At 64.1% G+C, this 9,907-nt stretch carries 5 protein-coding genes and 1 pseudogene; 1 reads left to right on the forward strand and 5 read right to left on the reverse strand.

The features are described from left to right. Together WP12_RS25120 and WP12_RS22395 are read right to left on the reverse strand one after the other, a co-directional pair. Positions 1 to 125, reverse strand: a pseudogene (locus WP12_RS25120) (S-(hydroxymethyl)glutathione dehydrogenase); the annotation flags it as partial. Positions 126 to 229: 104 nt separating this feature from the next. Beyond that, positions 230 to 2,737, reverse strand: coding sequence for a TonB-dependent receptor (locus WP12_RS22395; protein WP_046195865.1), 2,508 nt, complete (start codon positions 2,735 to 2,737; stop codon positions 230 to 232). 251 nt (positions 2,738 to 2,988) lie between these two features. Between WP12_RS22395 and WP12_RS22400 the strand changes: the two genes are divergently transcribed. Further along, on the forward strand, positions 2,989 to 3,966 hold the full coding sequence (locus WP12_RS22400) for an alpha/beta hydrolase family protein (RefSeq protein ID WP_046195868.1): 978 nt from the start codon (positions 2,989 to 2,991) through the stop codon (positions 3,964 to 3,966). Here the strand turns inward: WP12_RS22400 and WP12_RS22405 are convergent. From WP12_RS22405 to WP12_RS22415, 3 genes are read right to left on the reverse strand one after another with little or no spacing between them, the layout of a single operon-like run. Further along, positions 3,963 to 7,562: an error-prone DNA polymerase gene (locus WP12_RS22405; protein WP_046195866.1), complete on the reverse strand. Its 3,600-nt coding sequence runs from the start codon at positions 7,560 to 7,562 to the stop codon at positions 3,963 to 3,965. The two genes, WP12_RS22400 and WP12_RS22405, sit on opposite strands and share 4 nt — an antisense overlap. Further along, positions 7,559 to 9,178: a Y-family DNA polymerase gene (locus WP12_RS22410; RefSeq protein ID WP_084691298.1), complete on the reverse strand. Its 1,620-nt coding sequence runs from the start codon at positions 9,176 to 9,178 to the stop codon at positions 7,559 to 7,561. The genes WP12_RS22405 and WP12_RS22410 overlap by 4 nt, the downstream gene beginning before the upstream one ends. Further along, complete coding sequence (locus tag WP12_RS22415) at positions 9,069 to 9,863, reverse strand: ImuA family protein (protein WP_046195867.1); 795 nt, start codon at positions 9,861 to 9,863, stop codon at positions 9,069 to 9,071. The genes WP12_RS22410 and WP12_RS22415 overlap by 110 nt, the downstream gene beginning before the upstream one ends. Positions 9,864 to 9,907: the final 44 nt, after the last annotated feature.

A 9,907-nucleotide genomic window follows, 5' to 3' on the forward strand; every position in this document is an offset into this window, starting at 1 on the left:
GTGTGGCAGATGCCGGTCGCCATGATCTCGACCAGGACCTCGCCCGCCTTCGGACCCTCAAGGTCCAGCTCCACGATCTCCAAAGGCTTCTTCGCCTCAAACGCGACTGCGGCACGGGTCTTCATCGGCGGCTCTCCTGAATTGCCGGAGCAGGACTAGCGCCTTCGCCGGACAGAAAAAACCCCGCCGCCTGACGGCGACGGGGCTTTTTTTCTATTTTCGGGATCGATCAGAAACCGATAGAGATCGTCCCGATCACAGTGCGCGGAGCACCGAGGTTCGCGAAGGTCGTGCCGGTGTTCGACAGCGTGCCGTCGAAGCCGCCGACATAGAGCTTGTCGAACAGGTTGGTAACGTTGAGTTGGAAATAGGTCTTGTCGTTGAGACCGGCCCATTCCAGCGAGACGCGCGCGTCGAGGTCGACCAGCGTGTAGCCGCGAACCTTGGCGCCATAGACCTGCGCCGCACCGGCGAATACCGGCAGGTTCTGATCGTTGATGTAGCGCGAACCGGTGCGCTTGGCCTGAATGCCGAGTTCGACCGGGCCGAGATTGCCCTGGATGCGGCCACCCACGGTGTAGATCGGCGCGCCCGATTCACGCTTGCCGGCGGTCAGCGCGACAGTCGTGGCGCTCAGTGCGACATCGTCCTTGATCTTCGACTTCAGGTACGAACCGAAGGCGTAGACCGAGACTTCCGGGATCGGCGAGTAGGAGATGTTGCCGTCGATGCCATATTTCTCGACCTTGCCGAGGTTGCGGTAGATGGTGACGTTCAGGTCGCGATCGAACGACGAAGCCAGACGGTCCTTGTATGACGTGTACCAGATCACGGTCTGCGCCTGGATCTTGCCCGAACGGTACCGGACGCCGAGGTCGAAATTGTCGGTGGTTTCCGGGGTCGGGTTGGCATCTTCATTGCCGAGCGGGAAGTAGAAGGACTGGTACAGATTGTCCGTGCCCGGAACCTGGATGCCCTTCGAATAATTGGCGAAACCACTGATTTGCGGAGTAAAGTCGAAAATCAGGCCTGCGGTCGGCAGGATCTTGTCATATTTGAAGGTGCGCTTCTGCGGAGCGGCCGCGCCGCTCGGCACGCCTGCCGCCGACACCACATAGGGGTTGCGGGTGCCATAGGACGTAGAGCCTGCCGAGTTGTTATCGAAGCAGGTAACCGCGCCGGCTGCGTTCGTGGTGAAGCAGTAGTTTGTGAGCTTGCGCTTGAAGAATGGCGCACGGACACCCGCCGTGACCGTCAACAGGTCATCCATGAATTCGCCGCGATATTCCGCCGAGAACTGGTTGAGGATCGCATAGGACAGACGATCGCGCTTCTGGAGCACGGTGCCACCGACGCCGGTCAGCGGGTTGTTGACCGGGAAAGCGGTTTCCTTGCCGGCATCGTCGAGAAGGCCGGTTTCGCCGGTCTGGCGATGGCGGGCATAGTCGAGCGAGTAACCAACGCGGAAGGTATTGTTGTCGTCCATGTCGAAGCGCAGCGACGAGATTACGCCATAGCGGCGGGTCTGCGTCTGGCTCGGCGTCTGGATACGGACGGTGTCGAGGATATCGCCATCACGGTTGAGGTCGACGCCGCCGAAATAGGGCGTGCTGCCGAGGTAAACCGCGCCGGTCGCTCCGCTGGCTGCCGGGGCATTGCCTTCGGTCGCGACTGCGGTGCCGCCGCCGTTGGCCTTCACCCACTGGTAGCTCGGATCGACCGTCAGGCTCAGTTTATCGCTGAGCGTGAACTTCGACGCGATGCGGACGTTGCCGGTGTTCGATGGATTGAGGCGATAATCGAAGAGACCGCCGCAGCTATTGGCCGTGCTTCCAACGCCCGGGGTCGGCGGGACGACGCGGCATGGCGCGAGGACGTAGAAGCGCTCGTCGCGAGTCAGCGGCTGGCGGTTGGCGGCGTCCGGACCGACGACGCGACCACCGGCCGTGTCGACGCGCAGCGGAACCGAGCCGAAGAAGTTGTTGCGGTTCTGATTATAATGGCCGGCGAGCGAGATGAAGTCACCATTGTCGCCGATCGGCTGATAGATCTTCCCATTATACTGCGTCTTGTCGAGCTTGCCGTAGCCGCCATAGATAGCGTCGTTGGTCGCGCTGCTGGCTGCAAAATAGGCACGCGTGCCCCAAGGGGTGAACACACCGGTGTCGACCACGCCGAAGATACGGCGAAAATCGAAGCGTCCCGCGGAACCCATCAGGTTGACGCCGAACTCCTCGGTCGGCTTGCGGGTGGTGTAATTGACGGTCGAGCCGGTCGCCGCAGCGGTCGGGCTGTCGACGTCGGTGGTGCCGAGGTTGACGTTGACCTGCGAAATCAGCTCGGGATCGACCTGCTGGTTCGAATAGAGCGCATAGCCACCCGAGTCGTTGAGCGGAACGCCATCGAAGGTCTGCGAGATGCGCTGATCGTCGAAACCGCGAATGGTGAGCGTGCCGCCAGCCGAACCGAAGGGATCGTTGTTTTGGAAGCTGACGCCGGGAAGCTGGTTGATGATGTCGTTGATGGTCTGACCGGGCGTCTGCCGGGCGATAAACTCCTGGGTCAAAACCACCTTGGACTTCGAGGTGTCAGGGGCGACGACACCGGCGACGCCGTTGTTGACGTTGGCGCCAGTGACGACGATCTCGCTTTCGAAATCGATCGAGCCGGTGGACTGGGCATAAGCGGAGGAGGCAGCGAGCGCCGAGACGGCGCAGCCAAGCAGCAGTTTCTTCATCGATGAGGTCCCTTGGTTTTTTTAGTAAAGCTAGGCAGAGGGCATCCCCTGCCCGCTGGCTGTTGCAGCCATGCTGAGCTTCGATGACGCTTTGATTACGGCGCATCATTCTGCGCTGCAATATCGAACCATCTCTCAAACGGTCCATATAGCGTAAGGCTCAATTCTGCCGACATCGTTGTAAATATGTCGCATTGCGTTACGCATCCAGAACGCTTTCGGTCGGCGCCGTCCTGTCCTATCAGTTGGCGATGCGCTTTTTCCCCTGGCTCTTGTGCAGCCTCCTCCTCACGCCGGTCTCCGTTCTTGCGGCAGCCCCCATCACGCTGTGCGAAAATGCCTGGCACGATCCGGTACGGCGCCGCACGGTGCCGGTACGGATTCGCGTACCGGCGGGAGCGGCCAAGCTGCCGGTGATCCTGTTCAGCCATGGCCTGGGCGGTTCGCTCGATGCCGGGGCGATCTGGGCGCAGGGCTGGGCCGAAGCGGGCTTCGCGGTGGTTAACGTCCAGCATCCCGGCAGCGACAGCGCGATCTTTGGCAAGCCGGGCTTCAAATCGGCGCTGGGCGGCGACCAGTTGATGGCGCGCGCCGGCGACATCCAGTTCGTGATCGGCGAACTGGGGCGACGCGTGATCGAGGGCACGTGCGATCTCAAGCGGATCGACATGGCCCGCATCGGCATGGCGGGGCACAGCTTCGGCGCGCAGACCGTACAGGCGATTGCGGGCCAGCAGTTCCTGTTCGTGATGGAGCCGCCGATGAGCGACCCGCGCGTTCGCGCCGCGATCGGCTTCAGTCCCTCGCCGCCGCTGATCGGTTCGCCCGCCGAAGCCTTCGCCAGGATCCGCATTCCCTTCCTGTCCATCACCGGGACCGAGGATGCAGTGCCGTCGGTCTATCCTGTGACCGCGCTTCAGCGGCAGGAGCCCTTCCGGATGATGCCGCCGGGCGACAAATTCCTGCTGGTCCTCAACGGCGCCACGCATGAGATGCTCGCCGGCCAGCTATCCCCAACGATGCTGAACGGCGAACCCCCGGTCCATATCCGCAACACCGTCATCGCGATCAGCGTCGCCTTCTGGCGGGCAATGCTCCAGGCCGACAAGCCGGCGCTGCAATGGCTACAGAACCCCGCCGAATTGCGCGCGGGATTGTCCGCCGGCGATATCTTCGAAGCTCGCCTGACCCCGCCCCCATCTCCGCCGAAGGCTCCTCTTTCCCCTTAATGAAAGTCACGCGACTTCGGCAGGACGCGGACATTGCGCGGATGACTGCCCCGCGGGACATGGTGACGCGGCATCTGCGGATGCTCGAAAACATCGGCGCGAGACAGTTCGATCTCGGTCCGATGATCCTCTGACAGCCGGTCCAACTCGGCGGTGCGATCGTGGACAGTCGCTCCCATCAGGTGGACCACGCCCTCGGGGCTCTTCTGAATCTCACCCTCCACTATCATCAACCGCGACGCCATTACCTGCCGTCGCTGCGCCTCGAAGGTGCGCGCCCAGAGCAGGACGTTGGTGATGCCGGTCTCGTCCTCCAGCGTGATGAAGATCGCCTTGCCCTCGCCCGGCCGCTGCCGGACCAAGACCACGCCGGCCACCTTGGCGCGGCGGCCATTGCGAGCATTGGCGACTTCCGCCGAGCTCAGCACGCCTTCGCGGCGGAAGGTTTCGCGCAGGAACTGCATCGGATGGCCTTTGAGCGACAGGCGTGTGAGCTGATAATCGGCAGCGACATGCTCGGACATCGGCATGGCCGGCAACATCGCGTCGGGTTCCTCGCCCAGTTCGCGCGCCTTCGCCGCTGCAAACAGGGGAAGCTCACCATCAGGGGTACGCCGCGCCTCCCAGAGCGCGGTGCGGCGGTCCAGCCCGATCGAGCGGAACGCGTCGGCATCGGCAAGCAGGCGGACCGCGCGGCGCGGCAGTGACGCGCGGCGGGCCAGTTCCTCGATGCTGGTGAAAGGCCCTGCCCCCCGCGCCGCGCCGATCGCATTGGCCCAGGCTTCGCGAAAGCCGTCGACCTGGCGCAGGCCGATACGCAATGCGAGCCGCTCCGCCGGGCCTTCGAGGCTATTGTCCCAGCCACTGCGGTTAACGTCGATCGCCCGCACCTCCACTCCATGTTCGCGCGCATCGCGGACGATCTGCGCCGGAGCGTAGAAACCCATCGGCTGCGAATTGAGCAGCGCGCAGGCGAACACCGCCGGATAACGGCACTTGATATAGGATGAGGCATAGACGAGCAGCGCGAAGGATTGCGCATGGCTTTCGGGAAAGCCATAGCTGCCGAAGCCCTCGATCTGCTTGTAGCAGGCAGTGGCATAGTGGGGCGGATAGCCTCGCGTCACCATGCCTTTGATCAGTTTTTCCTGTAAATTTGGCATAGTGCCAGCGTTGCGGAATGTCGCCATCGCCTTGCGCAGCTGATTGGCTTCTTTCGGTGAAAAGCCGGCCGCCACGATGGCGAGCTTCATGGCTTGTTCCTGGAAAAGCGGAACACCCAAAGTACTACCCAGCAGGTCAACCAGTTCATCAGAAGCATGTGGCGGTGCCGGCGATGGATAGACGACCTGCTCCACCCCCTGCCGCCGCCGAAGATAGGGGTGAACCATGCCGCCCTGGATTGGCCCCGGCCGGACGATCGCCACCTGAATGACAAGGTCGTAGAGCTTCCTCGGCTTGAGACGCGGCAGCATGTTGATCTGGGCGCGGCTCTCCACCTGGAAGACGCCGATGCTGTCGCCCTTGCAGAGCATATCGTAGACGTCGGGCTGGTCAGGCGGGATGCTGGTCAGCGAATATTGCGTACCAATGTGGGTCTCGATTAGCGCGAAAGCCTTTCGAATGCAGGTCAGCATGCCGAGCGCGAGCACATCGACCTTCATCAGTCTGAGCGCGTCAATATCGTCCTTGTCCCATTCGATGAAGGTACGATCGTCCATCGCGGCGTTATGGATCGGCACCAGTTCATCGAGCCGATCTTCGGTCAGAACGAAACCGCCGACATGCTGCGACAAATGTCGTGGAAAGGTCAGCAATTGGCCGACAAGCATGTTGAGCCGGCCAATCTCGATATTGCCGATATCGAAGCCCGTTTCGTTGAACCGCTTCTCCTCCATCTGCGACGAGAAACTGCCCCAAATGGTCGAGGTCAGCCTAGTCGCGATATCCTCGCTGAGCCCCAGCACCTTGGCGATCTCGCGTACCGCGCTGCGCGGGCGATAATGGATGACAGTGGCGGCGATGCCGGCCCGATGGCGGCCATAACGCTCGAAGATATGCTGCATGACCTCTTCTCGCCGCTCATGCTCGAAGTCGACGTCGATATCGGGCGGCTCCTTGCGGTCCTCGGAAAGGAAGCGGGTGAAGAGGAGCTTGTTGGCGATGGGATCGACCGAGGTGATGCCCAGTACATAACAGATCACCGAATTGGCCGCCGAGCCGCGGCCCTGACAGAGAATCCCTTTGCTCCGGGCGAACTTCACCACGTCGTAGACGGTCAGGAAATAATAGGCATATTTCTCCTGCCGGACGAGTTCGAGTTCCATTTCAACGGTGTCACGAACCTTCTTCGATGGGCTGGCGCCATAGCGCTCGGCTATGCCTTCTTCCACGATATGCTCGAGCCATGCCTGGGGCGTCCATCCTTCAGGCACCGGTTCATGGGGATAGACATAGCGAAGCTGTTCCAGGTCGAACCCGATACGGTCGAGCAGCCGAAAAGTCTCGGCCAGCGCCTGCGGATAGTTGGCGAACAGGCGCGCCATCTCCTTCACCGGCTTCAGATGGCGTTCGGCATTAGCCGCCAGCTTCGTGCCCGCCTCCCCGATCTTCAGACCGAGACGGATGCAGGTGACGACATCGTGGAGAGGACGTTGTTCGGCGGTCGCATAGAGCGCGTCATTGGTGGCGATCAGGGGGATCGAAAACGCATTCGCGATCTGCGCCAGCTTTACCCGCCGCCGGCGGTCGCGACCCGAATAGGGCATGGTAAGGCCGAGCCAGACGCGACCGGGGGCGGCTCGTTTGAGGATCGAGAGAATCTTTCCTAGCACGTCATCCCACTGGAGGCCGGGATCCATGCCTGTCTCGACCCATAATGATTTTGAGGATGGGGAAACCGAAGTCAGTTCATCCACCCGAACGCCATCGACTGCTGCCAGAGACATGGACCCCGGCCTTCGGGCTTTCGGCCGAAGTTCATCCTGAGCGCCTGCAAGGCAGTCGAAGGGCTGGGGTGACGGCGGGAGATGGGTTGACGGAGGAAAAGTGGGGTCATTTCCGGGTGCATGGGGTTGTTCATGCGTTTTTTGATTTCTCCGGAGCGGACCATGCCAGTTGGGATGGAAACGAGCTCCCTCCTCGCCCAGCGTCAGCCCCTTGCCACCCGGCATCACCACCAGCAGCAGATCGTCGAGATGACCGAGCAGATCGTCGATCAGCAGGATGCAGTCACCCTTGACCGCGCGTCGGTTGCCGATGGTCAGCAGCCGGGTCAGCAGCCCCCAGCCATGGCGGGTCGCGGGATAGGCGACGATGTCAGGTGTTCCGTCGGCGAAGACGAGCCGTGCGCCGGTCGCTAGCTTGAAATCGAGATCGGGAAGCCCATCCTCCTGCAGCTTTTCCCGAGCATCGCGCAAAGCCTTCCACGCCCGCACCACCCCCGCCACGCTGTTGCGGTCGGCGATACCCAGCCCGGCATAACCAGCCGCGACTGCCGCGCCGACCATGTCCTCCGCCGACGACGCGCCGCGCAGGAAGCTGTAGTTGGTCGCGGCGACCATTTCGGCATAGCCCATGGGAAGGGGTGCGCTCATGCGAACAGGCCGTGGATATACCAGGCAGGGCTCTTCGCCTCGCGCCCGTAAAGGCCGTGGCGGAACAGCCAGAAGCGGCGGCCATGACGATCTTCGACGCGATAATAGTCGCGTGACATCCCACCATTGTCGGCACGCTTCCACCATAGAGCCCCGATCCGTTCGGGCCCTTCGGCCAATGTCACCTCATGCAGCTCGCGCCGCCAGCGGAAGCGCTGCGGCGGACCGTCGGGCACGCCGGCCACCACCTCGATCGGCTGGGGCGGATCGAACAAATGGGTCGGGCGGAGCGGCGGCTCGCCGGGTTCGGGTTCGGGCCAGTCCTCTACCGGGCCTGCTTCGACCGCCGGAAAGGCGAAGGCCGCCTGTTCGGGAATATGGCTGTCGCGCGCCGCCAGCCGCCGGACCCGATTGCGGCCCAGCCGGGTCGAAAGCCGGTCGAGCAGCTGCGCCAGCTCGCCCTCCGCCACCGCTCCGCCTTCGAGGGGGAGCTGGAGTGGCGACAGCGGATCGAAGCGCGGCACCGACAGCCGCACCAGATCGAAGCCGAAACCCGGATCGACCGGATCGGCCAGTGCCTCCAGCCGCTCGTCGAACAGCCGCATGATCAGAGGCACGTCGCGCACGGGCAGGCCGGTCTCGATCCGAAGGCTGCGGACCAGACCATCGGTGCGGAACAATTGCGCCTCGAAGCGCCGCCCGCCGCGATGCGCCTCCTCCATCCTCCGCGCCGCCTGTTCGGCCAGTTGCCCGATCGCGGCGAGCGCATCTTCGGTCCGGCCGATGGGTTCGGCGAAGCGCCGTTCGAGCAGCAGCGCCGCCTCGGGCCGACGCGCGGTGATACGGATGTCGCGCCCGCCCGCGATCCGCGCGAGCCGGTCGGCGGCCACCTCTCCGAAACGCGCCGACAATAGTTGCGAAGGGCGGCTGCTCAGATCCTCGATCCGCTTGAGCCCCGCGCGGCGTAGCGCGACCGATTCCTCCGCGTCGAGTTCGAGCGCTTCGACGGGTAGACCAGCTATCGTCGCCCCGGCGGAGGCCGGGGCCGCCACAGGCTCTTGCCGCATCCTGTCCACACAATCTCTGGCGGCCCCGGCCTCCGCCGGGGCGACGTGTGCATCATAGCGCGCCAGCGCATGCGCGGCATCAGGCGTATCGGCGAGCGCGCTTCTCGTCTCCATGCCGAGCCTGCGCAGCCGTGCGAGCAGATCGTCGCGCAACCCCTGCTCGCCGCCGAACAGATGCGCGCAGCCGCTGATGTCGAGGATCAGCCCGTCGGGCGGATCGAGCGCGACCATCGGGGTATAGCGGTCGCAGCCATCGGCGATGCGTTCGAGCCAGGCGGCATCGGCGCGCGGATCGATATCGGCCACCCCGATGTCGGGCAACCGCGCCCGCGCATCGGCGAGGCTGAGCCCCGGCGCGAGCCCGAGCGCCAGCGCCGCGCGATTGACCGCGACGAGCCGCATCGCGCCCTTCGCCTTCTCGACCAGCGCGAAGGGCGCGTCAGGCGTAAAGCTTGCCCGGACTTCCCCCATCCCGATCGCCCGCGCCATCCGGTCGGGCCCCAGAAAGGGGAAGCACAGCGCCAGGTAGCGGCGCTTCCCGGAAGACATGCTCGTCACGGTTCCACTCCAGACAGGCGCGCACCCCGGCAAGACCCCCGCGATGCCGCAGCAATTCCACATCGATCACCGGATGCCCCGGCGCGTCCGCCTCTAACGCCGCCGATGCGAAGGCGCGGACCCGCCAGCGGCTATAGGCGGCGCTGGGCATCGGTTCGGCCTCGGCGCGCAGCAGCAGCACGGTAACGCCCGACTTTTCCGCCGCGACCGCGAGACGCCGGCTCACCGTCAGATCGAAGCCGCGCGCCGCCTTCCACGGTTCGATCAGCAGCGCCGTGACCTGGGAGCAACGCACCGCATCCCCCGCCGCGCGCAGCAGCCCCGCCTCATCGGGGGCGACGATCTCGATCAGCCGCGCCGGATCGAAGCCGAGATCGGCCAGCCCCGGCCCGTAGAGCATACCGCCTGCCCGCACCCCGCTATCCTGCCGCAGCCAGAGCAGCGGCCCCGACCCCAGCCTCATCGCGAACATCAGCCCCGCCCCGGCCAGCGCGGCGCGATCATCGGCTTCGGCGGCGAACAGTTCGTGCAGCCGCCCGCGCGGGAGGCCACCGCCAAGCTGCGCATCGAGCTGCCCGCTGCCCAGTGAGAACAGCGTCGCCTCCGACGGCTTCGGCCCCTCGATCGCGCCGATCCGCGACCTAAGGGCGGCCAATATGGTCCGCGACTCATTCATTTGTTCCTATTTTGTTCTTATAATCCCTTCCATCGGGGGTGAGT

Source organism: Sphingomonas sp. SRS2 (genome assembly GCF_000971055.1).
Classification (GTDB): domain Bacteria; phylum Pseudomonadota; class Alphaproteobacteria; order Sphingomonadales; family Sphingomonadaceae; genus Rhizorhabdus.

Excerpts from the sequence above, each read along its gene's own strand:
- WP12_RS22395 (WP_046195865.1), bottom strand. The coding sequence starts at position 2,737 with ATGAAGAAACTGCTGCTTGGCTGCGCCGTCTCGGCGCTCGCTGCCTCC.
- WP12_RS22400 (WP_046195868.1), top strand. The coding sequence starts at position 2,989 with ATGCGCTTTTTCCCCTGGCTCTTGTGCAGCCTCCTCCTCACGCCGGTC.
- WP12_RS22405 (WP_046195866.1), bottom strand. The coding sequence starts at position 7,562 with ATGAGCGCACCCCTTCCCATGGGCTATGCCGAAATGGTCGCCGCGACC.
- WP12_RS22410 (WP_084691298.1), bottom strand. The coding sequence starts at position 9,178 with ATGTCTTCCGGGAAGCGCCGCTACCTGGCGCTGTGCTTCCCCTTTCTG.
- WP12_RS22415 (WP_046195867.1), bottom strand. The coding sequence starts at position 9,863 with ATGAATGAGTCGCGGACCATATTGGCCGCCCTTAGGTCGCGGATCGGC.